The sequence below is a fragment of the Chitinophaga sp. HK235 genome, assembly GCF_018255755.1.
GTDB lineage: Bacteria > Bacteroidota > Bacteroidia > Chitinophagales > Chitinophagaceae > Chitinophaga.
The window spans coordinates 4535786-4559521 of record NZ_CP073766.1; the positions used below are offsets into that span (position 1 = coordinate 4535786).

The 23736-nt window shown below is 46.9% G+C and carries 21 protein-coding genes and 1 tRNA gene; 15 read left to right on the forward strand and 7 right to left on the reverse strand.

Going from position 1 to position 23736, the window contains the following annotated elements:
• Positions 1 to 39 precede the first annotated feature (39 nt).
• On the reverse strand, positions 40 to 444 hold the full coding sequence (locus KD145_RS32305) for a VOC family protein (RefSeq protein ID WP_249219397.1): 405 nt from the start codon (positions 442 to 444) through the stop codon (positions 40 to 42).
• A 331-nt stretch (positions 445 to 775) separates the two neighbouring features.
• Here KD145_RS32305 and KD145_RS16570 point away from each other — a divergent pair.
• The 5 genes from KD145_RS16570 (at position 776) to KD145_RS16590 (ending at position 5060) form a co-directional block, all read left to right on the forward strand.
• A tRNA-Leu gene (locus KD145_RS16570) sits at positions 776 to 857 on the forward strand.
• A gap of 226 nt (positions 858 to 1083) precedes the next feature.
• Entirely contained in the window at positions 1084 to 2463 is a 1380-nt protein-coding gene (tig, locus tag KD145_RS16575; RefSeq protein ID WP_211999990.1) for a trigger factor, read from the forward strand.
• Positions 2453 to 3157 carry an ATP-dependent Clp endopeptidase proteolytic subunit ClpP gene (gene clpP, locus KD145_RS16580; RefSeq protein ID WP_113616636.1) on the forward strand — a complete coding sequence of 235 codons (705 nt, stop codon included), beginning with the start codon at positions 2453 to 2455 and terminating at the stop codon, positions 3155 to 3157. The genes tig and clpP overlap by 11 nt, the downstream gene beginning before the upstream one ends.
• A gap of 258 nt (positions 3158 to 3415) precedes the next feature.
• The gene (gene clpX / locus KD145_RS16585; protein ID WP_211999993.1) at positions 3416 to 4657 is read left to right on the forward strand and encodes an ATP-dependent Clp protease ATP-binding subunit ClpX; all 1242 of its coding nucleotides are present in this window, start codon (positions 3416 to 3418) and stop codon (positions 4655 to 4657) included.
• A 91-nt stretch (positions 4658 to 4748) separates the two neighbouring features.
• Positions 4749 to 5060: a YtxH domain-containing protein gene (locus KD145_RS16590; RefSeq protein ID WP_211999995.1), complete on the forward strand. Its 312-nt coding sequence runs from the start codon at positions 4749 to 4751 to the stop codon at positions 5058 to 5060.
• A 650-nt stretch (positions 5061 to 5710) separates the two neighbouring features.
• Here the strand turns inward: KD145_RS16590 and KD145_RS16595 are convergent.
• From KD145_RS16595 to KD145_RS16615, 5 genes are all read right to left on the reverse strand, one after another.
• Positions 5711 to 6850, reverse strand: coding sequence for an acyl-CoA dehydrogenase family protein (locus KD145_RS16595; protein WP_211999996.1), 1140 nt, complete (start codon positions 6848 to 6850; stop codon positions 5711 to 5713).
• An 11-nt stretch (positions 6851 to 6861) separates the two neighbouring features.
• Positions 6862 to 7803, reverse strand: a complete 942-nt coding sequence (locus KD145_RS16600; RefSeq protein WP_211999998.1) for a helix-hairpin-helix domain-containing protein — start codon at positions 7801 to 7803, stop codon at positions 6862 to 6864.
• A 66-nt stretch (positions 7804 to 7869) separates the two neighbouring features.
• Positions 7870 to 8631 (reverse strand): MBL fold metallo-hydrolase, encoded by a 762-nt coding sequence (locus tag KD145_RS16605; protein ID WP_212000000.1) that lies wholly within the window; start codon positions 8629 to 8631, stop codon positions 7870 to 7872.
• Positions 8632 to 8638: 7 nt separating this feature from the next.
• A complete protein-coding gene (locus KD145_RS16610) occupies positions 8639 to 8959 on the reverse strand; it encodes a hypothetical protein (protein ID WP_212000002.1) in 321 nt (106 codons plus the stop codon).
• Between the two features lie 22 nt (positions 8960 to 8981).
• Positions 8982 to 10535: a response regulator gene (locus KD145_RS16615; RefSeq protein ID WP_212000003.1), complete on the reverse strand. Its 1554-nt coding sequence runs from the start codon at positions 10533 to 10535 to the stop codon at positions 8982 to 8984.
• Positions 10536 to 10875: 340 nt separating this feature from the next.
• Here KD145_RS16615 and KD145_RS16620 point away from each other — a divergent pair, with 340 nt between their 5' ends.
• The 10 genes from KD145_RS16620 to KD145_RS16665 all read left to right on the forward strand — a co-directional run bounded on the left by KD145_RS16620 (position 10876) and on the right by KD145_RS16665 (position 21706).
• Positions 10876 to 12102, forward strand: a complete 1227-nt coding sequence (locus KD145_RS16620; protein ID WP_212000004.1) for an HD domain-containing protein — start codon at positions 10876 to 10878, stop codon at positions 12100 to 12102.
• Between the two features lie 85 nt (positions 12103 to 12187).
• Positions 12188 to 13237 carry a UDP-3-O-(3-hydroxymyristoyl)glucosamine N-acyltransferase gene (lpxD, locus tag KD145_RS16625; RefSeq protein ID WP_212000005.1) on the forward strand — a complete coding sequence of 350 codons (1050 nt, stop codon included), beginning with the start codon at positions 12188 to 12190 and terminating at the stop codon, positions 13235 to 13237.
• Between the two features lie 37 nt (positions 13238 to 13274).
• Complete coding sequence (locus KD145_RS16630) at positions 13275 to 14693, forward strand: bifunctional UDP-3-O-[3-hydroxymyristoyl] N-acetylglucosamine deacetylase/3-hydroxyacyl-ACP dehydratase (protein ID WP_212000006.1); 1419 nt, start codon at positions 13275 to 13277, stop codon at positions 14691 to 14693.
• 5 nt (positions 14694 to 14698) lie between these two features.
• A complete protein-coding gene (lpxA, locus tag KD145_RS16635) occupies positions 14699 to 15499 on the forward strand; it encodes an acyl-ACP--UDP-N-acetylglucosamine O-acyltransferase (protein ID WP_212000007.1) in 801 nt (266 codons plus the stop codon).
• Positions 15483 to 16103, forward strand: coding sequence for an ABC transporter ATP-binding protein (locus KD145_RS16640; RefSeq protein WP_212000008.1), 621 nt, complete (start codon positions 15483 to 15485; stop codon positions 16101 to 16103). Before lpxA ends, KD145_RS16640 begins: the two co-directional genes overlap by 17 nt.
• 57 nt (positions 16104 to 16160) lie before the next feature.
• Entirely contained in the window at positions 16161 to 17468 is a 1308-nt protein-coding gene (locus KD145_RS16645) for an MFS transporter (protein ID WP_212000009.1), read from the forward strand.
• A gap of 49 nt (positions 17469 to 17517) precedes the next feature.
• Complete coding sequence (locus KD145_RS16650; RefSeq protein WP_212000010.1) at positions 17518 to 18357, forward strand: MBL fold metallo-hydrolase; 840 nt, start codon at positions 17518 to 17520, stop codon at positions 18355 to 18357.
• A 56-nt stretch (positions 18358 to 18413) separates the two neighbouring features.
• Positions 18414 to 18794 carry a co-chaperone GroES family protein gene (locus tag KD145_RS16655; RefSeq protein ID WP_249219398.1) on the forward strand — a complete coding sequence of 127 codons (381 nt, stop codon included), beginning with the start codon at positions 18414 to 18416 and terminating at the stop codon, positions 18792 to 18794.
• A gap of 156 nt (positions 18795 to 18950) precedes the next feature.
• The gene (locus KD145_RS16660) at positions 18951 to 20504 is read left to right on the forward strand and encodes a helicase HerA-like domain-containing protein (protein ID WP_212000011.1); all 1554 of its coding nucleotides are present in this window, start codon (positions 18951 to 18953) and stop codon (positions 20502 to 20504) included.
• Positions 20505 to 20656: 152 nt separating this feature from the next.
• Positions 20657 to 21706: a Gfo/Idh/MocA family oxidoreductase gene (locus KD145_RS16665; protein ID WP_212000019.1), complete on the forward strand. Its 1050-nt coding sequence runs from the start codon at positions 20657 to 20659 to the stop codon at positions 21704 to 21706.
• Positions 21707 to 21780: 74 nt separating this feature from the next.
• Here KD145_RS16665 and KD145_RS16670 read toward each other — a convergent pair whose 3' ends face one another.
• A complete protein-coding gene (locus tag KD145_RS16670) occupies positions 21781 to 23694 on the reverse strand; it encodes an ATP-dependent DNA helicase RecQ (RefSeq protein WP_249219400.1) in 1914 nt (637 codons plus the stop codon).
• Positions 23695 to 23736 lie beyond the last annotated feature (42 nt).

Consider the following 23736-nt stretch of genomic DNA (forward strand, 5'->3'; position numbering starts at 1 on the left):
GAATATAGCGTAGCGCTATATTCGATAGGTAGTTATGGTTTACCCCGCCACGTTATCCTGATCCAAATCATCTTTTGGCTCCCAAAGCTCAATAATGTTCCCTTCCGGATCGAGCACATGGACGAATTTACCATATTCATATTCCGCGATCTCATCAATAATAGTCACGTTGTTCTTTTTTAATTCCTCTACCAGTACAGCAATATTTTCCACCCGGTAATTAATCATAAATGGCTTAGCTGACGGATTAAAATATCCGGTATCCTGCGGAAACGTGCACCAGGCTGTAGATCCTTTTTTCGATGGATTATCGGCCTGCCGCCACTCAAACGTTGCTCCATATTCAGTGGTAGCCAATCCAAGGTTTTTGGCGTACCATTCGTTCATGCCTTGCGGATTATCGCATTTAAAAAATACGCCTCCAAGGCCCGTTACTTTTTTCATATTGAAACGTGGTTGTAAGATTAAAAAAGTGATATAAAAATGGAATATTAAAAATAATAAACCGCTGAATCATCTTAAATATGCTGTAGCTTTTTAATCGCCCTGATTATCATATTAATCAGTAGTCATCCAACTGACCAGCGGTTGCTGTAATTATCTTGTAATCAGCAAAATCAAACTAATCGGCGGTTAAATCAGTGGTTATTTTTTTTTAATTCGGGGAAAATAATACCTTTGCAATCCTTTTTGAGTAAAAAGCGATGCTTTTTTCTTATTTTCGCGCGGCCCTGACGGGGAATGCGAATAGCAAAAGTTCTTATATTTATTAGTTCCGGGTGTGGTGAAATTGGTAGACATGCCAGACTTAGGATCTGGTGCCGCGAGGCATGGGGGTTCGAGTCCCTCCACCCGGACATATTTTTTAAGTGGCAATGTGTCAATATGGCAATGTGATAATGCTATGCTTTCCTTCACTTTCATTGTCACTGCAGTCATACCTGACGCGCTCTCACCTAATTAATTGTCTTTTATTTTAATTTTATTTCCTGCCATTCCTGCTTGCCGTTTGTGACTTCATGGCAGAAATACAAACAAGGAATCATTATTGCTTCTTAAAGAACATTTTTATACAATTCAATTATGGCAACCGTTACCAGAGAAAACATTGGTTTATTGAACGATAAGATCACTGTGAAAGTGAGCCAGGAAGATTACCTTCCTAATTTTGACAAAGCAGTAAAACAATTCAGCAAGAATGCAAATATCCCAGGCTTCCGTAAAGGTATGGTGCCTGCCGGTATGATTAAGAAAATGCACGGTGCAGCCATCTTTGGCGACGAAGTGCTGAAAACTGTGGAAAAAGAGCTGATGGGTTATGTACAGACCGAGAAACTGGACATTTTTGGTCAGCCGCTCTCTCTGGAAAAAACTGCAAAAGATCTCGATTTCAACCAACCTGCTGAATATACTTTTGAATTTGAAGTGGGTCTGAAACCAGCTTTTGAAGTTACTCCGCTCGAAAACAATAAAACCACCCTCACTAAATACAAGGTGGCTGTTACCGACGAAATGGTGAATGACGAAGTGCAGCGTTTACAGCTGAAAGGTGGTAAGCCTTCTGAAGGTGAAGCCGTTAGCACTGAAGACGACATCATCAACGTTACTTTCGAAGAAGCTGATGCCAAAGGCAATGTAGCTGAAGGCGGTATCAAAAAAGAAACCAGCCTGCTGGTTAAATACTTCACTGATGCTGTACAGGCTGAGCTGAAAGGCAAAAAAGTTAACGAAAGCATCGTGATCGAACTGGGCAAATCCTTCGACGAACAACGTCTGGCCTGGGTTTCGAAAGATCTGGGTATTGAAGCTGGTGACAAAGAAGCTGCTAAAAAGCACTTCAACCTGACTATCACCAAGATCACCCTGATCGAAAAAAGAGAATTAAACGAAGAGTTCTTCAAAGAAGTTTACCCTGCGGACAACATCACTACAGAAGAAGCTTTCCGCGCTAAACTGAAAGAAGAAATCGCGAAATACTGGGATTCAGAAAGCCGCAACCACATGCACAACGACCTGTTCGAAGTGCTGGTACATGAAACGCCGATCGAATTACCAAAGGATTTCCTGAAACGCTGGCTGCAGGTAGGTGGTGAAAAACCAAAAACTGCCGAAGAAGCCGAAAAAGAATTCCCAAGTTTCGACCACCAACTCCGTTGGACACTGATTAGCGATAAACTGGTTCGTGATAATAAACTGGAAGTTTCTTTCGAAGACCTGAAAGAAAACGCCAAACAAAAAGTACTGGGCTACTACGGTGGCGCTGCTGCTGATGGTGCTGAATGGCTGGACAGCTACCTGGACCGCCTGCTGCAGGACGAAAAATTTGTTGACCAGACTTACCGTGAAATGATCACTGCCAAGTTGTTTGACTGGGCTGAAGCCAAGGTGAACGTGAAAGAAGAGGAAATCAAAGCAGAAGAATTTGTTAATTTACCTCATAAACATCACCATCATGAACATTAATAACGATGAATTCAGAAAATATGCCATCAAACATCGCGGAATCAGCAGCCTGGTTGTAGATAGCTATGCCAAAAGCCACCAGATCAATAGCCTGACTCCATATATCCTCGAAGAGCGCCAGATGAATATGACCCAGATGGACGTTTTCTCCAGGTTGATGGCTGATCGTATTATTTTCCTGGGAGATCCCGTTAACGACTACGTGGCCAACGTTATTACCGCGCAGTTGCTATTCCTGGAATCTTCCGACCGCAACCGTGATATTCAGATGTACATCAATAGTCCCGGTGGTAGCGTTTACGCTGGCCTGGGTATTTATGACACCATGCAGATCATTTCTCCTGACGTAGCTACTATCTGCACCGGTATGGCCGCCTCTTTCGGCGCTGTACTGCTGGTAGCAGGTACCAAAGGAAAACGTACGGCCCTGAAACACGCCCGCGTCATGATTCACCAGCCTCACGGCGGCGCTGAAGGTCAGACTTCTGACATCGAAATCACTGCCCGTGAGTTCGTGAAACTGAAAAAAGAACTCAACGAGATCATTGCCGGCCACTGCGGTCAACCCGTGAAAAAAGTGGAAAAAGACTCTGATCGCGACTACTGGATGACCGCTGATGAAGCCAAAGAATACGGTATCATCGATGACGTACTTCAGAAAAATCCGAAAAAACAACTGGACACTCCACAGTAATCCAGGTAGCGGGAATTAAAGACACACAGATATAGCATAAACGTAAAATGTTAAGTCTTGATAATCTTAATCTATCCTGCAAAATCTACTAAATCCGGACTGATCAGGGACCACCTGGCTGGTTAAGATAACTTTAACAGTCCCGCCTGTGGCGGGGCTGTTTTATTTTACTACCTACCCGGATTTTTAGTGTAAATTTGTAACCCTGTAATAAGATTGCAGGCATTGTAGATTCGTCGAAAAATAATTAACGCTGAAATGAAAGAATCGAAAATTCGTTGTTCCTTCTGCAGCCGCTCCAAGGATGATGTGCAAATACTGATTGCGGGAGCGGAAGGACATATCTGTGAAAACTGCGTGGCCAATGCACAGGAAATCATTGACGCGGAGTTGTTCACTCCCGGCAAAAAAGCTGCCTCCACCGCAACCAACGTAATGCCCAAAGTAGCAAAGCCCATGGACATGAAAAAGTTCCTGGACGAATACGTTATCGGGCAGGACGATGCCAAAAAAATCCTGGCTGTAGCAGTATACAACCACTATAAAAGATTAAACCAGCAAATAGGAGATGATGAAGTGGAAATCGAAAAATCCAACATCATCATGGTAGGTGAAACCGGTACCGGTAAAACTCTGCTGGCCAAGTCCATCGCCAAACAGCTGAACGTTCCGTTCACCATCGTAGACGCTACCGTATTCACAGAAGCCGGCTACGTAGGTGAAGACGTGGAAAGTATCCTCAGCCGCCTCCTGCAGGTATGTAACTATGACGTAGAAGCCGCCGAACGCGGTATCGTATACATCGATGAAATCGATAAAATCGCCCGCAAAAACGATAACCCTTCCATCACCCGTGATGTAAGCGGCGAAGGCGTGCAACAAGGTCTGCTCAAACTCCTCGAAGGTGCTGAAGTATTAGTACCTCCACAGGGTGGCCGCAAACACCCCGAACAGAAACTGATCAAGCTGAACACCAGCAATATCCTGTTCATCTGCGGCGGTGCCTTCGATGGTATCGACCGTATCATCAGCAGAAGAATCCAGACCCACTCTATCGGCTTCACCGTTAACAAGGAAAAAGAAGAAGAGAGCAGGAAACAGATCCTCCGCTATGTCAACTCCCAGGACCTGAAATCATTCGGCCTTATCCCCGAATTACTGGGACGTCTGCCAGTGGTGACTTACCTCAACTCCCTCGACAGAGATACCCTCAAGGCTATCCTGACAGAGCCTAAGAACGCCCTGATCAAACAATACAAAAAACTGTTCGCAATCGAAAATATCGACCTTCAGGTTGAAGGCGAAGCGATCGAATATATTGTAGACAAAGCAATGGAATATAAGTTGGGCGCCCGTGGCCTGCGGTCCATCTGCGAAGTAGTGTTGAGCGATGCCATGTACGAACTGCCATCCGCCAACGAAACTTCCTTTGCACTGACCAAAGAATACGCGCAAAACAAATTGGAACGGTCAACGTTATCCAAGCTTAAAGTTGCGTAATTAATTACGGATTATCCATGCCGGAACAACCTCTCCTGATGGATAATCCGTAATTCGTAATTGAATTTGTCACCTCTTAAAACCCACTATCATGCAGGAACTCATTCAGCAATTACAGGCCAAAGCCGGCCTTACTCCTGAACAGGCAGCCCAGTCCATCGAAGTGATCAAAGAATATGTGAAAGGCAAGCTCCCTCCCTTTATCGCCGGCACCGTAGACACCTGGTTCGCCAATATGTCCGATAAACCCGGAGAAAAGAAAGACAGCCTGATGGATCAAGCCAACGATTTCATGGATAATGTGAAAGACAAAGCTGAAGACTGGAAAGATAAAGCAGAAGGATGGGCAGAAGATGCTAAAGACAAAATCACAGACTTCTTCAAAGACAAAAAACAACCCTGATTGATGTGATGATAATGATGCTCCAGCAGCAGTTATCATTTGTGAAGATAAAAGCGAAGCCCCCATTGACTCAATGTCAATGGGGGTTTCGCTTTTTTATTAACTCCCCTACTGGTTTTTCAGATAGAGAAACAAGGCCTGTAACTCCTCATCGGTATACTGAGCCCTCATAGACCAGGCCCAGCAATACAATGCCGGCCCATTCTAAAATTTTGTGGAGCATAATGTTAAATGCTTTAAAAATCTGCAGTAAGCTAAACAGGGGAAATTTGACAGATACCAGTAATATGACTCATTTTTGAGGGAGTGCTTTTTACGTCTGAAAAGCATAACGTGGAGATTACAGGTCCTAATGATTTGTACTGATACGGGTGAATTCCGGTATAAGAAAGCACCCGTTTAAAGGGTGCTTTCCATTGCGTAAAAGTGTTTCAAATCTTTCTTTGATTTTGTGTTAAGGTTGATAAACGGTAAAGAGTGATGAATTAACCCAAATTTAACGTTCCTTTTGCAATATCTAAATAACACTAAAGGGGTAATATTTCATTTTTTTGTAAAAAAAGATGAAAGGTTTGCAGTTTTTCTTTTTTTAAATTAAAAAAAATCACCTATCTCAATTCCATCAAAATCAATAACAAAAATCCATATAATTATCTTAGTACCTCTCTCGCGATCACGATCTTCTGTATCTCTGAAGTACCCTCTCCGATAGTGCATAATTTTGCATCTCGATAATATTTTTCTACCGGGAAGTCTTTGGTATAGCCATATCCGCCGAAAATCTGCACTGCATCGTTGGCTACCCTCACCGCTACTTCCGAGGCGTAATATTTAGCCATAGCGGCTTCTTTGGTCATTTTTACATGCCTGTTCTTCATATCAGCGGCCTGGAGGGTCAGCAGAGTGGCGGCCTCGATATCCGTAGCCATGTCTGCCAGTTTAAAGGATATTCCCTGGAAGGCAGCGATAGGCTTATCAAATTGGTGGCGTTCCTGGGCGTATTTTACGGCAGCATCCCGCGCACCCATGGCAATACCCAGCGAAAGCGCGGCAATCGAAATACGGCCTCCGTCCAGCACTTTCATGGACTGTATAAAACCGTCTCCTTCAGCCCCCAGCATATTGGCTGCCGGTATGCGACAATTATCAAATATCATTTCGGCTGTTTCGGATGCCCGCATGCCCAGCTTATTCTCTTTTTTACCACCACTGAAACCCGGTGTACCTTTCTCTACCACAAAGGCAGTCATACCATGACTATCTCTCACATTGCCGGTACGGGCAATCACTACGGCCACATCACAACTTCTGCCATGTGTGATCCAGCATTTGGTACCGTTCAGTACCCAGTGGTCGCCGTCCTTTTTGGCTACACATTTCATGTTCATAGCATCAGAACCGGTATTGGGCTCTGTGAGGCCCCACGCTCCAATCCATTCGGCAGAAGCCAGCTTTGGCAGATAGCGCTTTTTCTGCTCTTCGTTGCCGAATTGCAGGATATGGCCGGTACATAAAGAGTTATGTGCTGCCACACTCAGTCCGATAGCGCCACAGAAACGGGCTATCTCGCTGACTACTGTTACATATTCCAGGTACCCCATACCACTGCCTCCATACTCCTGTGGCACCAGCACCCCCATTAATCCCAGCCCACCCAGTTGTTTGAAAAGGTCTACAGGAAACTCCTGTTTTTCATCCCACTCCAACACGTGTGGTGCAATATGTGTTTTTCCGAAATCCCGGATCATCTGGGCAATCTGTTGCTGCATATCCGTAGGCTCAAAATTCATAACGTGCGGGTTTAAAAAGTGATTACAATGTAATGTTCAATTTTACGATAAATAATCTCATCCACCAACGGCAGTTGCCGGAGCTCTTCAACATGCCGGAACCCCCCGTGGGCACTGCGATACTGTACTATCAAACGGGCCAGTTTATAACGTATATATGGATGTGCAGCCAAAGATTTTTCATCTGTGAGGTTGAGGTCTAATTTTTTTAGAGAACTATTACCGTTCTGCAAAAAAGGTTGAATTTTTTTAAAGGTACTATCCGGTAGCCCATAACATTCACCGACCTGTACGATATCATAAAACCCACCCAGCTTATCCCGGAAAGCCACGATACGCCTGGCAAACCCCGGTCCTATACCCGGCAACGACTGCCAGGTGGTGGTATCAGCGGTATTAATATCAATGATGCGGGGTGATGGCTTGGGATGGTAAGCACTGCTATCTTTTCTGTAAGTATAACCATTATACCTGCGCTCAAAATGCAGTGTGCTGTCCGGTGCTTTCACGGGCCTCTCCTCCGGAACAATGCGGACATAGGGTTGCAGTTGCCGGCACAACACAGGCGGCAGTCCGTATATCCGTTGCAGATCCATTGCCTGCCGGAACCGCCCTCCTTTCTCCAGATAACGGGCAATGGTGGCCGCAGTACAGGCACTGACACCCAGTTGCTGCCATCCGGCTGCAGACAAGGTATTGGGATCAAAATAAAAAAGCGTGGGCTGTGATGTATGGCCATACGGGGCTGCTACTTCCGCACTGTCTGCCTGCAGGGCCTCCAGCGCCCGCAGGGCGCTATAAAAACCAATAGTATCGGCAACGGCTGTACGATGAAAATGCGCCCACCAATGCGGCAGCCGGCTGGTAAAGAGTATCAGCAGCAGCAACAACAAAATGCCGGCACGTTCCTTCCGGGAGAAATGAAATAAAGCTTTCAGAAAGGGCTTACGCATGGGGTAACATTCAGCCCCAAGATAAAAAACAGGAAAATGAAAACTGTTAACAGGAAGTAAATGCCCTTATATTTCCAGGGTAAGCCCGTCATAGGCCAGCGCCATGCCATCAGGCAACTCTTTCATCACCTCATCATGCAATCCCAGCTGGTGACTGATATGGGTAAAATACACCTGTGGCACATCCAGCTCTTTTCCCAGTGCAATGGCTTCTTCCAGCGTAAAGTGAGAGATATGTTTTTCCTTCCTCAGCGCATTCAGTACCAGCACTTTGGAGCCGCGGATTTTTTCCTTCTCTTCCGGTGCGATAAAGTTGGCGTCGGTGATATAAGTGAAGTCATGGATACGGAATCCCATCACCGGCATCTTATAGTGCATCACCTGTATCGGCGTGATAGTCAGGCCATTCACCGCAAAAGGCTCGTCATCAATGGATTTCAGCGTGATCTCCGGAATACCGGGATATTTAAAATCAGCAAACGCATAGGCAAACTCCCGCATGATAACATTCTGCGAGAATTCAGTTGCATAGATATCGATGGCGCCCTGCTGGAAAAAATTGAATGCCCGGATGTCGTCCATCCCGGCGATATGATCTTTATGTGAATGGGTGATCAATACTGCTTCCAGGTGTTTTACCTGTGCCCGCAGCATCTGATAGCGGAAATCGGGGGTGGTGTCCACCACTATATTGCCTGCTCCTGAGGAGATAAAAATGCTGCTCCTTAAACGCTTGTCTTTGGGATTGGAAGATGTACATACTTCACAACCACAAGCTATAACCGGTACTCCCTGCGATGTGCCTGTTCCAAGAAATGTGACTTTCATCCGATGGTTAGTTTTCTGGTGCCTCTTCCCCGACGGTGGCTGCTTCATCGGCATCCGGCACGGGTTTGCTGTTCAGGATCTGTTTATAGAGCTTGTGCGATTCTGCAGTCAGCAGCTCCTCATCCAGCGGAAGCGTGGATAAGATATCCAGCAGCGTGTTAATACGGCCTTCCAGGTTCAGAAACTTGTTGATCACTACAACCCTTTTGGCTTCAAGGATACAATAACCGGAAGTAAAAGAACCTTTCTCAAAACGCAGTATGTACTTGGCATCGTCGAAAATCTTCTCCAGCTTGGTCAGGTTACCAGGTGTGATCTTAATGTTCATACTACAAATGTAACTAAAAGAATCACTTCGATACCATTCTTACCACGGGCACAATCATTTCTTCCAGCGAAATACCGCCATGCTGGAAGGTATTGCGGTAGTAGTTCACGAAGTAGTTGTAGTTGTTGGGATAACACAGATAACCATCTCCCTTGGCGAAGATATACGACGAATTGACGTTGGGCTTGGGCAGGCCGGCATCGCGCGGATCGCGGAAGGCCAGTACTTCCTTGGCGTCGTAGTTGAGGTTACGGCCGTGTTTATAGCGAAGGTTGGTGGTGGTTTGTTTGTCACCGATCACTTTTACCGGTGTTTTTACCCTTACGCTGCCATGATCGGTGGCGATGATCAGATTGATCTTTTTGTCGCTGATCCGTTTGAGGGCCTGATGCAGCGGACTGTGTTCAAACCAGCTGGCTGTCAGGGAACGATAAGATGCTTCATCACTGGCCAGTTCTTTCAGCACTTCCATCTCGGTGCGGGCATGACTGAGCATGTCCACAAAGTTGTATACGATAATGCTCAACGGATAATCCATCAGATTATGGATGTTGTTCAGCATATGCTGTGCGTCGGTATGGTTGGTGACCTTGGTGTAGGAAAACCGCGGGTCCATTCTCAGGCGCTGCAGCTGGCCTGCGAAAAACTTCTCTTCATAGAGGTTCTTTCCTCCTTCTTCGTCATCATTTTTCCATTCTTCCGGGAACTTGTGTTCGATATCTATCGGCAGCATGCCGGCAAAAATGGCGTTGCGGCTGTATTGTGTGCTGGTAGGGAGTATGCTGTAAAAAGTATCTTCTTCGACCACCCGGAAAGATTCCTGGAAAATGGGCAGTATCGCTTTAAACTGGTCAAGGCGCAGGTTATCGATCAGCAGAAACACATTGGGCACTTCAGGGTCCAGGAAGGGCACAATCTTTTTACTGAAGAGCGTATGTGACATCACTGGTGCATCGGTGGTTTTAGGATGCAGCCAGTTGGAGTAATTACGGCTGATGAATTTGGCGAATTCCGTATTGGCCTCAGCTTTCTGGGTATTAAACACTTCCAGCATTTCAGGGCTGTTGGCCTTGGTCATTTCCATTTCCCAGTAAACAAGCTTTTTGTAGATCTCCATCCACTCGTTGTGATCGGGGTTGGAGCTGAGGGCCATAAACAGGGACCGGAATTCCTGCTGGTAGGCGGTGGTGGTTTTTTCGGCCACCAGCCTTTTGTTGTCGATGATTTTTTTGAGCGATAATAATACCTGATTGGGATTGACAGGTTTGATGAGATAATCGGTGATCTGGGAGCCGATGGCATCGTCCATCACGTTTTCTGCCTCATTTTTAGTGATCATCACTACAGGGATCTGCTGGTCTATCTCCTTGATTTTGCCCAGTGTTTCCAGGCCGGTGATGCCGGGCATGGATTCATCGAGGAGTACCACGTCTACCACCTGTTCTTTCAGGAATTCAAGTGCATCATATCCGTTGGTGAGAGCAGACACCTTGTACCCCTTGCTTTCCAGAAAGATGATCTGTGATTTTAAAGATTCGATTTCATCATCTACCCAAAGTATATTTATCTGGCTCATAGTTCGGTTTAAGGTTGCGGAAAACAGAAAATTACCGCTATTTTCTGTCAAAAATCATTCCCTGCAATATATAAGGCGGTAATTATATGTTAAAAATGGGCCCCTGTTATAAAATCCCGGTCTAAAAAGCGGGTCGCTCCCCAAAGTTAATTACCTTCGCGTATAACAATTTTCTACCTGTAACCTACCAATTGTTTTTACTGTAATAGGGGTTTTCCCCTGGCAAAAGCGTCATTATAAGTAAAAAAAATACATATAATTAATTCATAGTGTAGTTTTGTGTAATATCACTATGAATTTCAGGTGCGCATAGGCATTTGAAATTGAATAATCTGATGCAATGACCGAACGCAAGCGAAAAATTGTTAATGATCCGGTGTATGGCTTTATTACCATAGATCACCCGTTGATTTTTAAACTCCTTTCACATCCCTGTTATCAGCGTTTACGCAGGATCCACCAGATGGCCCTGGCACACCTGGTATATCCGGGGGCAATGCATACGCGTTTTCATCATAGCCTGGGCGCCTACCACCTCATGACCATGGCCCTTCAGGAACTGAAGAGCAAAGGCGTGGAAATCACTACAGAAGAAGAAGTTGCTGCCAAACTCGCCATCCTGCTGCACGATGTAGGTCATGGTCCCTATTCCCATGCTTTGGAGAATGGTATTATTGAAGGGGTGTCTCACGAAGCCATTTCCCAGTGGCTGATGGAAGACCTGAACAACCAAATGGACGGTGCCCTGTCACTCACCCTCGATATTTTTAATGGCCGTTATCATAAAAAGTTCCTGCATCAGCTGGTTTCCAGCCAGTTGGATGTAGACCGGATGGATTATCTCAACCGTGACAGTTTCTTTACCGGGGTGGCTGAAGGCACCATCGGTTATGACCGTATCATCAAGATGCTGACCGTTCACCAGGGAGAACTGATGGTGGAGGAGAAAGGTATCTATTCCATTGAAAAATTTATTGTGGCCCGCCGCCTGATGTACTGGCAGGTATACCTGCACAAAACGGTACTCAGTGCGGAAAACATGCTGGTCAAAATACTCGTCCGCGCAAAGGCACTGGCCCAGGACGGCCAACAGCTGTTTTGTTCGCCGGCGCTGGCCTATTTCCTGTATAATACCGTTACCAAAGACAATTTTGAAAGAGAGCCGGATTGTTTGAAATTATTCTGCGCACTGGACGATTATGATATCATGGGCGCAATCAAAGTCTGGTCAGAACACCCGGACAAAGTCCTGTCACTCTTATGTAAATGGCTCATTAACAGGGAATTGTTTAAAGTCGTACTGAGTAATGAACCATTCGACAACAGTGCAGTGGACCTGCTGCGGCAAGAGGTGGCACAAAAATGGCAGATAGCAGACGGCGACCTGGACTATTTTGTTTTTACCGACGTGGCCACTTTAAGGGCATATAATGTAAACGATGAGAAGATCAATATCCTGTTTAAAGACGGAACTGTAAAAGACATTTCCTCGATAGATAATGCATTGATTAGTCACACACTGGCTATACCGGTAAAAAAATTCTACATTTGTCATCCAAAAATCTAGGCTAACAACGTTTTAGGGTATTAAAATGTTAAAAAATAAATTAATAAATCCGGAGTAGGCCTGGAAAACATTACAAATATTATTTATGCAATTTAGCGCATTACAGTTAGCGACCATGTTAGATGGTAAGCTGGAGGGAAATCCGGACGCGAAGGTGAGCAACATCGCCAAAATCGAAGAAGCAGGTGAAGGGATGCTCAGTTTTATTGCCAACCCTAAGTACGAAGAGTTTATATATACTACCAAAGCATCCATTCTGATTGTGAATGAAAGCCTGGTAACCGAGAAGCCGGTACACTCCACCCTGATCCGGGTAAAGGATGCCTATAGCAGCTTTGCGCTGTTGCTGGAAAAATACCGGTACCTGACCGGCAACAAATCCGGCATACAACAGCCTTCCTATATCCCTTCGTCTGTAAAAATGGGAGAAAACGTGTTTGTCGGCGCTTTTGCCTACCTGGGTGAAAATGTAGTGCTGGGCAACAACGTAAAAATATATCCGGGCGTTTACCTGGGCGAAAATGTGGTGGTGAACAATGACGCGGTACTGTACCCCGGCGTAAAAGTATACGACAACTGTATTGTAGGCAGCCGTGTGATCCTGCACGCTGGTTGCGTAATCGGCGGCGACGGCTTTGGTTTTGCGCCTCAGCCCGATGGTTCCTATAAAAAAGTGCCTCAGATCGGTAACGTCATCATCCATGACGACGTGGAAATCGGTGCCAACACCACCATCGACAGAGCCACAATGGGCTCTACCATTATCCGTCAGGGCGTGAAACTGGACAACCTGATCCAGGTAGCGCACAATGTGGATATCGGTACCAATACCGTGATCGCTGCACAGACCGGCGTTTCCGGCAGCACCAAAATAGGCCAGAACTGCGTAATCGGCGGCCAGGTGGGCATGGTAGGTCATATCCACATTGCCGATGGCACCAAAATCAACGCCCAGAGCGGACTTTCCAAATCTATCAGTGTGCCCAACTCATCTCTGACCGGCTCTCCTGCGTATGATTATAAAAGTTCGCTGAAAAGTCAGGCAATTTTTAGAAATTTGCCGGACCTTGAAAAACGCGTGAAAGAATTAGAGGAGATGGTAAAACAACTGTTACAGGAAAAAGCAGGGGTTTAAAATAATCTGAAGATCAAATAGTTATACATTAGTTAATATGATTGAAAATCAACAGTTGCAGAACCAGCATACCCTGAAAGGCGAGATCAGCATTTCGGGCGTAGGTTTGCATACAGGAGCCAGTGTAAACATGACACTGAAGCCGGCATCGCCAGGCTTCGGTATCAAATTCCAACGTGTAGACCTGCCTAACCAGCCCGTTGTGAAAGCAGACGTGGACTACGTGGTAGACACAGCCCGCGGTACCACGCTGGAACATAATGGCGCCCGTGTAAGCACGGTAGAGCACCTGCTGGCCGCCCTGGTAGGCACCGGTGTAGACAACATACTGATCGAACTGGACGGTCCGGAAATTCCTATCATGGACGGCAGCTCCCTTCCTTTTATCGAAGAAATCGAAAGAGTAGGGATACTGGACCAGGACGCCAAAAAGATCTATTATACTATAGATACCAACATCACTTATTACGACGAGCAGAAAAAAGTAGAGATGGTTGCCCTTCCGGCACTGGACTACCGCATTACCTGCCTGATCGACTTTAATTCTCCGGTACTGGGCACCCAGCACGCGAAGATGAAAGGCATTGAACAGTTCAAATCTGAAATTGCCTCCTCCCGCACCTTCTGCTTCCTGCACGAACTGGAATACCTGCTGAATAACAACCTGATCAAAGGTGGTGATATCAACAACGCCATCGTGGTGGTAGACCGCGCGGTAACTGAAGACGATATGTCCCGCCTCGCCAAAGCCTTTAACCGCGATACGATCTCAGTACAGCGGGAAGGTATCCTCAACAACATCGAGCTGCGTTTCCCGAATGAACCAGCACGCCACAAACTGCTCGACGTAGTAGGCGATCTGGCCCTGATAGGTTATCCTATCAAGGCGCATATCATTGCCAACCGTCCCGGACACGCTTCCAACGTGGAGTTTGCCCGCAAGATCAAGGCATATATCAAAAAGAACAAACACAATAAAGACGTACCAGTATACGATCCGAACCAGCCACCAATCTTCGATACACCCCGTATCGAAAGAACACTGCCGCACCGCTATCCCATGCTGCTGGTAGATAAAATCATCGAACTGGACGAAGAACGCGTAGTAGGTATCAAAAACGTAACCTTCAACGAACACTTCTTCCAGGGCCACTTCCCGAGCAACCCGGTTATGCCCGGCGTTTTACAGCTCGAAGCACTGGCACAGGTGGGTGGTATCCTGGCGCTCAACCGCGTACCAGACCCGGAAAATTATGACACCTACTTCCTGAAAATTGACAACTGCAAATTCAAACAGAAAGTTGTCCCGGGAGATACCATGATCCTCAAAATGGAGCTGTTAAGCCCAATCAGAAGAGGTCTTGTCGAGATGCGGGGGACGGTTTTCATCGGCAATAAAGTTGCTACGGAAGCCGACATGATAGCACAAATTATAAAAACAAGAGAAGGCAAATAAAAGCAATGATCCACCCGCTTACATACATACATCCGGACGCTAAAGTGGCGCCTAATGTCAAAATAGATCCGTTTACCGTCATCCACAAAAACGTAGAAATCGGTGACGGCACCTGGATAGGCTCCAACGTTACCATCATGGAAGGAGCCCGCATCGGTAAAAATTGCCGTATATTCCCGGGAGCCGTTATTTCTGCTATCCCTCAGGATTTAAAATATGCGGGTGAAGAAACCACTGTGGAAATCGGTGACAATACCACTATCCGTGAATTTGTGACCATCAACCGCGGTACACGCGATAAATGGAAGACCAAGATCGGCAACAACTGCCTGATCATGGCCTATGGCCACATCGCACACGACTGCGAAGTGGGCAATCACTGCATCTTTTCCAATAACACCACCCTGGCCGGCCATATTACCGTAGGCGACCACGTTGTACTGGCAGGTATGGTGGCCATCCAGCAGTTCTGTAAAGTAGGCGACCACGCCTTCGTTACCGGCGGCTCCCTCGTTAGAAAAGACGTACCTCCTTATGTAAAAGCAGCACGTGAACCACTCTCCTATGTAGGTATCAACTCCGTAGGTCTCAAAAGAAGAGGTTTCTCCCTGGAAAAAATCAATCAAATCCTGGATATTTACCGTGTGATCTTTGTGAAGGGCTATAAATTATCCAAGGCCATCAGCATCATTGAAGCAGAATTCCCTGCTACCGACGAAAGAGACGAAATACTCTCCTTCATCCGTGAATCCGGCCGTGGTATTATGAGAGGTTATACTTCCCACTCCAATGATGATATCTCTTGAACAGACCGGAAAACGGTTTAACTACGACTGGATATTTCGTGGTGTGACCCTCTCTTTCCAGGCAGGTGAACGCTACGCGATTCTGGGACCCAATGGTTCAGGAAAATCCACTTTATTACAGGTTATCAGCGGCGCCATTCAACACAACGAAGGCACCATACAATACAGCACACCGGAAAAGCCCATCGCTCACGATGCGTTTTTCCGGTACTGTGCTATTGCTGCCCCTTACCTTGAACTCATCGAAGAATTCACCCTCACGGAAATCATCGAATTCCATCTTCAGTTCAAACAATTCCTCCCCGGCATCACACCAGCCATGGCCATGCAACTGGTAGGACTGGAAAAGGCCGCCGGGAAACAGCTCCGCAACTTCTCCTCCGGAATGAAACAGCGTATCAAACTGGCCCTCGCCATCCTCAGCGATGTGCCCGTACTACTGCTCGACGAACCCTGCACCAACCTCGATGCCGCCGGTGTAGCCCTGTACCAGCAGCTGATCAATCAATATGGCGGCAACCGCCTCATCATTGTCAGCTCCAACGACGAGCAGGAGTATTTTATGTGCAGGCAACACATCCATATCACCGACTATAAACAATAACTATCTCATATCGCTATTTTGTTATCTTCGTTGTCGAACTAACAGTTATCACTATTTATGAATACTGCCGGCAAAAAGGTAATCAATGGCTGGGCCATGTATGACTGGGCCAACTCCGTATACAACCTCGTTATCACCACCACTTTCTTCCCTATTTACTTCCTGGCCGTCACAGATGAACATGTGAACTTCCTGGGTAAGCGCTTTGTCAACTCTGCGCTGTACAACTATACCATGGCGGCAGCTTTCCTGCTGGTAGCGATCGCCTCCCCCATCCTGTCGTCTATCTCCGACACCCGGGGTAACAAAAAGAGCTTCCTGAAATTCTTTACCATCATGGGCTCGATATCCTGCGCAGCCCTTTTCTTTTTTGACAAAAACTCCCTGTGGCTGGGCGTGCTGGCCTTTATGCTCGCTACCATGGGCTATTGCGGCGGTCTGGTGTTTTACAACTCCTATCTCCCTGAAATAGCAGCCCCCGAAGACCGCGATCGTATCAGTGCCCGCGGCTTCAGCATGGGCTATATCGGCAGCGTGATATTACAGCTGATTGGGTTTGCGCTGATCCTTATCAAACCTTTCGGACTGGGAGACGATAAACTGGTACAGATCACCTTCCTGCTGGTAGGTGTATGGTGGCTGGGATTTGCCCAGATCACCTTTGCCACCCTGCCCGATACCAAAGGCACCATCAGCAAACACACCGGCAGCGCCATCATGGAAGGATTTACCGAATTACGGAAAGTGTATGCCCAGGTAAAAACCATGCCTGTGCTCAAACGTTTTCTCCGTGGCTTTTTCTTCTACAGCATGGGCGTGCAGACCGTGATGATGGCCGCTACTATTTTCGGCAGTAAAGTATTACACCTCCCTTCCGACAAGCTGATTGGCACCGTGGTGATCATCCAGGTGGTAGCTATTGCCGGCGCATGGGGCATGGCCCGCCTTTCCGGCATCTTCGGCAACCTTCGTGTATTGATAGGCGTTGTATTACTGTGGATAGGCATCTGTATCGCCGGTTACAAAATGCAAACCGCCATGCATTTTTATCTCCTGGCCACCGCAGTAGGACTGGTAATGGGCGGTATACAGTCACTGAGCCGTTCTACTTACGCCAAACTGATGCCGGAAACAAAAGATACGGCCAGCTTCTTCAGTTATTATGACGTGACTGAAAAGCTGTCTATCGTGATCGGTATGTTTTCTTTTGCCTATATTGATGATATCACCAACGATATGCGCAACTCTGTGCTCGCATTGGTGGTATTTTTCGTGATCGGCCTGGTATGGATCATCTCTGCTTTACTGAAACAACAACAGACACCCACACCACAGCCCCGGAGAAAAGAGGAGGCGGTAATCTGATCTTTCAGCAAGGGATAACATCGTTATCCCTGTCAAAATATCCAATGATATGAAGTTATATACCATTGAAACAGGTTTCTTTAAACTGGACGGTGGCGCTATGTTTGGCGTAGTGCCTAAAACCATGTGGAACAAACTCAATCCCGCAGATGAAAACAATCTCTGCTCCTGGGCCATGCGTTGTCTGCTCATAGAAGACGGCAACCGGCTGATCCTGGTAGACAACGGCATCGGCGACAAACAGGACCCTAAATTCTTTAGCCACTACTACCTGCATGGTGATGCCACACTCGATAAATCCCTGGCTGCACATGGCTTCCACCGGGATGATATCACCGACGTGTTTTTAACCCACCTGCATTTCGACCATTGCGGAGGCAGTATTGTGAGAGAAGGGGATAAACTGGTGCCGGCCTTCAAAAACGCTACCTTCTGGAGTAATGAAGACCACTGGAAATGGGCCACTGTACCCAACGACCGGGAAAAAGCTTCTTTCCTGAAAGAAAATATTCTGCCTATCCAGGAAAGCGGACAACTGAAATTTGTATCACATCAGGAAGGCGTTGCCTTTACCGACAATATCAATATCCGTTTTGTCAACGGGCATACAGACGCTATGATGTTGCCACAGATCCGTTACAAAGACAAAACCATTGTGTACATGGCCGATCTCCTGCCTTCCGCAGCGCATATTCCCATCCCTTATGTGATGGCTTATGATATGTTTCCGCTGACCACCCTTAACGAAAAGAAACAATTCATGCAGGAAGCGCTGGACAAACAATATGTACTCTTCTTTGAGCACGATCCGGCTATTGAATGCTGTGTGTTGCAGTCTACCGACAAAGGTATCCGCGCAGGTGAATCTTTCGCTCTCAGTGCATTATAAGCACTGTCAGTATGTCACTAAAATCAGCCCCGCATCATTTTTGATCCGATTAAAACATGGCTATACATATTACACCGGATAACAAATTGAAAAAACTGATCGTTGTCGGCGACCGTGTGCTGATTAAGCCAACTACGCCACATGATCGGACCAAAAGCGGATTGTACCTGCCTCCGGGCGTACAGTCCAAAGAAAAGGTACAGCGCGGATATGTGATCAAAACCGGACCTGGTTATGCCATCCCCGTTCCCATTGAGGAAGAGGATGCCTGGAAACCGGAAGAAGACAAAGTGAAATACATTCCGTTGCAGGCAAAAGAAGGCGATCTGGCCATCTTCCTGCTCAGCGGTTCTACTGAGGTGGTTTATGAAGATGAAACCTACTTTATTGTGCCTCAGGGTGCCATATTGATGCTGGAGAGAGAAGAAGACCTGTAATCATTTGGAAATTTTGAGATTTAGATATTTAGTTCCCGCCCTCTGGGCGGGATTTTTTGTTTATATTATCGGAATTCCTTTCGGGCGGGCCAATTGCTATCCAACAGCAGGGATTGCACCCGGTTTTTGTTATCTTCATAAAAAACATATTACACCATGGCCAATAAAGAAGCATTTCTGGAATCGATCAAGAACGGCTATACATTTAAAGGCGAGCATTTCAAGTTGGGATGCGCAATGCTGGATGGTGAAGTGATCAGTGGCGCAGATGTATACCTGCCATTAAAAATGATGAACAGACATGGTCTGATTGCCGGCGCTACCGGCACAGGGAAAACCAAAACCCTGCAGATCATTGCCGAAGGCCTCAGCGACGCCAGCGTCCCGGTATTGTTGATGGATATCAAAGGAGACCTCAGTGGCATCGCAGCCGCAGGTACCGACAACCCGAAAATACAGGAACGTTATCAGAAAATAGGTGGCACCTGGTCGCCCGCCGCCTACCCGGCGGAACTGTTGTCACTCAGCCAGGAAAAAGGAGTACGCCTCCGCGCCACCACCAGCGAGTTTGGCCCCATCCTGCTGTCCAAAATCCTGGAACTCAACGATACCCAGGCCGGCCTGGTATCCATGCTATTCAAATACTGTGACGATAATAAACTCCCCCTGCTCGACCTCAAAGACTTTAAAAAAGTGCTGCAATACGCCAGCGACGAAGGAAAAGCAGACCTGGAAAAAGATTATGGTAAAATATCTACCACTTCTACCGGCACCATCCTGCGTAAAGTGATAGAACTGGAACAACAAGGCGCAGACCTCTTCTTCGGTGAAAAATCCTTTGAAGTGGACGACCTGATGCGTATCAGCGACGACGGCCGTGGTATGGTATCTATCCTGAGAGTCAGTGATATACAGGACAGACCCAAACTCTTCTCCACCTTCATGCTCAGCCTCCTGGCAGAGTTATATGCCACCCTGCCCGAAGAAGGAGATCTGGACAAACCAAAACTGGTTATGTTCATCGATGAAGCACACCTCATCTTCAACGAAGCCAGCGACGCCTTACTCAAACAAATTGATACCATCATCAAACTGATACGCTCCAAAGGTGTAGGCATCTTCTTCTGTACCCAAAATCCCATGGACGTCCCGGCCTCCGTGCTCGGACAGCTGGGCCTTAAAGTACAACACGCCCTGCGCGCCTTCACCGCCAACGACCGTAAAACCATCAAACAAACCGCAGAGAATTACCCGCTTTCCGACTTCTACAAAACGGATGAACTACTCACGCAGATCGGTATCGGCGAAGCACTCATCACCTGCCTCAACGAAAAAGGCGTGCCCACACCACTCGCAGCCACCATGCTGGTCACTCCACGCTCCCGCATGGACGTGCTCACAGACGCTGAAGCAGACACCCTCGTTAATAATTCCAGGCTCGTAAAAAAATACGCCGAAACCATCGACAACGAAAGCGCCTACGAAATACTCAACGCCAAACTACAGGAGGCTGCAGACAAAACAGCCGCTGCTGCTACCACAGCCAGCAACCAATCCGGTAAAGGCAAACCTGAAAAAAGCGTCTTTGAACAGGTGATGGAAAGCTCCGCCATGAAACAGGCCGGCCGTACAGCCGCCAACGTTATCACCCGCAGCCTGCTGGGCGCGCTGGGACTGGGTGGCAGGAGCAAGAAAAGCAGCTGGTTTTAAACTGTGATTTTTCGATGTGGATGAACAGCGAAGAATAAGCTTTGCAGAGATGATCTTTGAGAAGGTATAAGGAAGATGTAGAAAAACTGATTGTTTTTTTATACTTTAATCCTGAGAATCAATCTAATTAGCCTAATCCTGAGGAAATAATTATGAGTAAAGTTATTAAAACGGGCATCTGTTCTTTTGGCATGTCCGGACAAGTTTTCCATGCACCTTTTATACATGTGAATCCCGGGTTTGAATTCACGGCAGTGGTGGAACGTAGCAAAAACCTGGCAAAACAACGGTATCCTAACGTTAAAGTATATACGACTGTTGATGAAATGCTGGCAGATAAAGAGCTGGAACTGATTGTAGTCAACACACCCAACTATACCCACTTCGATTACGTAAAAGCCGCCCTGGAAGCAGGTAAAAACGTAGTAGTGGAAAAACCGTTTACTGTCAATACCGAAGAGGCTAAGGCGCTCATAGAACTGGCCGCCTCAAAAAAATTATTGCTCAGCGTCTATCACAACCGCCGCTATGACAGCGATTTCAAAATCGTACGGAAAGTCATCAACGATGGCCTGCTGGGCGATGTCCTGGAAGCAGAAATACACTACGACCGCTTTAAGGAAGAACTGAGCTATAAAAAACATAAGGAAGAAGCACTGCCCGGCACCGGCAGCCTCTACGACCTAGGCTCCCACCTGATTGACCAGGCCCTGCAACTGTTTGGCTTTCCACAGGCTGTATGGGCTGATATACGCATCATCCGCAAGGAGTCTGTCGTAGATGATTATTTTGAGCTGGTGCTTTATTACAATAACCTGCGGGTACGCCTTAAATGCAGTTACCTCATACGGGAAGCCCTCCCTTCCTATCAGTTGCATGGCCGTAAAGGGTCTTTCATCAAAACAAAATCTGATATACAGGAAGCTCAGCTGCAAAGAGGACTGTTTCCCAACAGCCCGGACTGGGGCGCAGAAGCACCACATGAATGGGGCCTCTTACACACAGAGATCGACGGCAAAGTGGTAAAACAGTTTTTACCCAGCACCAACGGCAATTACATGGAATATTACCAGGGTATATACGAAGCTTTGGCCAACAATGCGCCTAATCCGGTTAATCCCCGGGATGCAGAAAATGTGATCAGGATTATTGAAACAGCCTTCCAGAGCAGTAAAGAAGGCAAAGTGATTCATTTAGGTTAGATATTTTGGGATTTAGTTATTTAGATATTTGGTTATTTATTGGATTACCAATAAATAACCAAATATCTAAATAACTAAATACAGAGTTTTCCTTCTTCATCGCGACGCAACAACCCTTCTTCATTCATAAACTGCAACACGGCCATCAGGTCATTCCTCCGCACATCCGCCAGCTGATGATGAAGGTCCGCAAATAACAGCGGCTGCTTTTTTAAAATCGTGATAACGTCATCGGATATACGCTTAAACATAGCAGCATCCATTGGTACCGATTTTTTCTTCAGACATACATCACAGACACCACAAGGTTTGGCATCCTTTTCTCCGAAATAAGCTACCAGTTGCTGTGTGCGGCAGATCTCACCGTGACGGGCATACGCAAACATGGCCGCAAGTCTGTCGGTATAGGCTTTTTTCCTCACCTCCACCCGGGCCATATTGATCCGCAGCTGGGACGCAGACACTCTTTCCTGTAAGAAACAAAGCTGTGGCTCGTCGCGACGGGCCTGGTAGTGAATAACGCCATACTGGTGAAGCTGTTGCAGCTGTGCTGCAATATCATCATCTTCCATATACATGATCCTGCCTATCTGCCGCTCGTAGACAGGCACCGAATGATCAAAAATACCTTCATAGGTACGCAGCAACACCTTGATGATCTCTTCCAGTACAGGATAGGCGCTTTCAAAAGCATACAGGGATTCCTTGTTGGTCACAAACTCTACCCGGGAAGGCAGGAACACGCTTTCACTCAGCTGTAATACTTCTTCCTGCTCCAGCAGCTTTACAGCACTGTACACCATAGTGAGGTTCAACTGGAAAGTGCGGGCAAATTCGTTGATATCAAAGTCAAAATACACTCCTTCCGCACTACCTACCGGTACCTGCAGATAGTTGACAATACACTGGTATACTTCGCGCACCTGCTCCTGCGTAGGGAACTGCAACGCAATACGTTCCTGCATTTCCGCCAGTTCCCCCTCATTGTAGAGCAGTACGGCGTAGGCTTTCTGTTCGTCGCGGCCGGCACGGCCGGCTTCCTGATAGTAGGCTTCCAGGCCATCAGGGATATCGTAATGCACCACCACCCGCACATCCGGCTTATCGATGCCCATGCCAAAAGCATTGGTGCACACCATGATACGGGTTTCGTTATTGATCCAGGCTTCCTGCCGCGCGGCACGTTCGGCCTGTGGCAGGCCGGCATGATAGTAACTGGCCGGTATTCCCTGCAACTGCAGCAGCGTGGCTATTTCCTTGGTCCGTTTGCGGTTGCGGCAGTATACTATACCGCATCCGGGCACGCGGTCCAGGATATGTTTTACTTTATCAATTTTGGTGGCTTCTTCCAGCACACTGTAAGATAGATTGGCACGGGTGAAACTTTTGGTAAACACCTTTGCCTCATTCATCAGCAGTTTATCGCAGATATCTGTCTGCACCCTGGGGGTGGCAGATGCGGTGAGCGCCAGTACTGGTGTATCAGGGAAAAAACTGCGGATATCCGCTATTTTCAGATAGGCAGGCCGGAAATCATATCCCCACTGGGAGATACAGTGGGCTTCATCTACCGCAATCAGGTTTACCGGCAGGCCATCACAATAAGTCTGAAAAAGTTTGCTTTGCAAGCGTTCCGGAGATACATACAGGAATTTGCATCCTCCTCTGCGAGCCGCTTCCAGCACACGTTCCACATCTTTATACAACATACCGGAGTAGATGGAATAAGCGGAGATGCCTTTCCGTTTGAGATTGGCCACCTGGTCTTTCATCAATGCGATCAACGGCGTGATCACGAGACAGAGCCCAGGTTTCATCATGGCAGGTACCTGAAAACAGATGGATTTACCGCCGCCTGTGGGTAACAAAGCAAGGGTATCCTGGCCTGCCAGGATACTGTTGATAATATCTTCCTGTAATGCGCGGAACTGGCTGTAACCCCAGTATTGCTGTAGTATGGCGACGGGTGTGCTCAAAGCTTTGTACAAATAGTGCGCCCGCAATTTACTATTTAGGACGCACTATTCATG

Excerpts from the sequence above, each read along its gene's own strand:
- lpxA (WP_212000007.1), top strand. The coding sequence starts at position 14,699 with ATGATCCACCCGCTTACATACATACATCCGGACGCTAAAGTGGCGCCT.
- KD145_RS16610 (WP_212000002.1), bottom strand. The coding sequence starts at position 8,959 with ATGAACATTAAGATCACACCTGGTAACCTGACCAAGCTGGAGAAGATT.
- lpxD (WP_212000005.1), top strand. The coding sequence starts at position 12,188 with ATGCAATTTAGCGCATTACAGTTAGCGACCATGTTAGATGGTAAGCTG.
- KD145_RS16595 (WP_211999996.1), bottom strand. The coding sequence starts at position 6,850 with ATGAATTTTGAGCCTACGGATATGCAGCAACAGATTGCCCAGATGATC.
- KD145_RS16655 (WP_249219398.1), top strand. The coding sequence starts at position 18,414 with ATGGCTATACATATTACACCGGATAACAAATTGAAAAAACTGATCGTT.
- KD145_RS16665 (WP_212000019.1), top strand. The coding sequence starts at position 20,657 with ATGAGTAAAGTTATTAAAACGGGCATCTGTTCTTTTGGCATGTCCGGA.
- KD145_RS16605 (WP_212000000.1), bottom strand. The coding sequence starts at position 8,631 with ATGAAAGTCACATTTCTTGGAACAGGCACATCGCAGGGAGTACCGGTT.
- KD145_RS32305 (WP_249219397.1), bottom strand. The coding sequence starts at position 444 with ATGAAAAAAGTAACGGGCCTTGGAGGCGTATTTTTTAAATGCGATAAT.
- KD145_RS16615 (WP_212000003.1), bottom strand. The coding sequence starts at position 10,535 with ATGAGCCAGATAAATATACTTTGGGTAGATGATGAAATCGAATCTTTA.
- clpP (WP_113616636.1), top strand. The coding sequence starts at position 2,453 with ATGAACATTAATAACGATGAATTCAGAAAATATGCCATCAAACATCGC.
- KD145_RS16640 (WP_212000008.1), top strand. The coding sequence starts at position 15,483 with ATGATGATATCTCTTGAACAGACCGGAAAACGGTTTAACTACGACTGG.
- KD145_RS16620 (WP_212000004.1), top strand. The coding sequence starts at position 10,876 with ATGACCGAACGCAAGCGAAAAATTGTTAATGATCCGGTGTATGGCTTT.
- KD145_RS16645 (WP_212000009.1), top strand. The coding sequence starts at position 16,161 with ATGAATACTGCCGGCAAAAAGGTAATCAATGGCTGGGCCATGTATGAC.
- KD145_RS16590 (WP_211999995.1), top strand. The coding sequence starts at position 4,749 with ATGCAGGAACTCATTCAGCAATTACAGGCCAAAGCCGGCCTTACTCCT.
- KD145_RS16650 (WP_212000010.1), top strand. The coding sequence starts at position 17,518 with ATGAAGTTATATACCATTGAAACAGGTTTCTTTAAACTGGACGGTGGC.
- KD145_RS16630 (WP_212000006.1), top strand. The coding sequence starts at position 13,275 with ATGATTGAAAATCAACAGTTGCAGAACCAGCATACCCTGAAAGGCGAG.
- tig (WP_211999990.1), top strand. The coding sequence starts at position 1,084 with ATGGCAACCGTTACCAGAGAAAACATTGGTTTATTGAACGATAAGATC.
- KD145_RS16660 (WP_212000011.1), top strand. The coding sequence starts at position 18,951 with ATGGCCAATAAAGAAGCATTTCTGGAATCGATCAAGAACGGCTATACA.
- KD145_RS16600 (WP_211999998.1), bottom strand. The coding sequence starts at position 7,803 with ATGCGTAAGCCCTTTCTGAAAGCTTTATTTCATTTCTCCCGGAAGGAA.
- clpX (WP_211999993.1), top strand. The coding sequence starts at position 3,416 with ATGAAAGAATCGAAAATTCGTTGTTCCTTCTGCAGCCGCTCCAAGGAT.